We start from the raw sequence: 1,113 nt of genomic DNA on the forward strand, positions 1-1,113 counted from the left end.
GGCCTGGCTGAAGGTGGCGAGGTCGAGGCCCTTGGGGAGGTACTGACGCAGCAAGCGGTTGGTGTTCTCGTTGGTGCCGCGCTGCCACGGGCTCTGCGGATCGCAGAAGTAGACGGCGATGTCGGTCGCGAGCGTGAAGCGGCGGTGGCCGGACAATTCCGGGCCGCGGTCCCAGGTGAGCGAGCGATACAGCTCCCGCGGCAGGTGGCGCGCCTGCCGGATCAGCGCGGCGACGACGCTGTTGGTGTCCTTGCCGGCGAGCTTGACCAGGACGACGTAGCGGGAGTGACGCTCGACCAGAGTGGCGATGGCACTGCCGCGGGCGCCGGCAAGCAGATCGCCTTCCCAGTGACCGGGAACGGCGCGGTCCTCCGCCTCGGCCGGTCGCTCGCTGATCGATACCGCGTCCTTGACCTGACCCAGGCCCTGTCCCTTGAGGCTGGCATGGCGTGAGCGGCGTATCGTGCGCTTCGCCCTAAGATGCTCGAGCAGTTCCTTCTTCAGGACGCCGCGCGCCTGGATGTAGAGGCTCTTGTAGATCGTCTCGTGTGACACGCGGTGCTGCTCGTCGTCCGGGTAGCTTCGCCGGAGCCAGCCCGCGATCTGCTCGGGCGACCAGCTGCGGCGCAGTTTCGACGACACTGTTCGGCGTAGGGCCGCGTCGCAAGCCAGCTTGCAAACCTTGGGCCGCCTCGCCCGCTCCCACGCCCCCTGGTCGGACGCGACCGCCCGGTAGCGCTCCGCGCCACCGCCGCGGCAGACCTCCCGGCTGATCGTCGAGGGCGCACGCCCCAGCCGCGCCGCGATGCTCCTCAGCGACTGCCCGTTGCTCAGTCCGCGTGAGATCTCCTCGCGCTCACGCAGCTGAAGCGCCCGCTCGGCGCGCCTCCGCTCTGGCGGCTGGATCCCGCCGGTCGGGGACAAGACCGAGAAGATCGATGACGACTCCCGCTCGAACCGCCGCCCGATCGAACTCATCGACTCGCCACGCCGCCACCGCTCCCAGATCTCCGCCCGCTGCTCGGCCGAATAGTAGATCCGCTTGCGCTGCCTCATCGCTCACACCCTCCTCACCTCGAGAATGATGCGTTGCGACCACCGGTTGAACCCACA

1 protein-coding gene is annotated in these 1,113 nt (G+C 68.9%); it reads right to left on the reverse strand.

All coding sequences use genetic code 11. The features are described 5' to 3' along the window. A partial coding sequence (locus tag ACBY01_RS17155; protein WP_416462202.1) for an IS30 family transposase occupies positions 1-1,056 on the reverse strand: 1,056 nt, incomplete at its 3' end. Positions 1,057-1,113 lie beyond the last annotated feature (57 nt).

The organism is Sphingomonas mangrovi, assembly GCF_047975845.1.
GTDB lineage: Bacteria > Pseudomonadota > Alphaproteobacteria > Sphingomonadales > Sphingomonadaceae > Sphingomonas.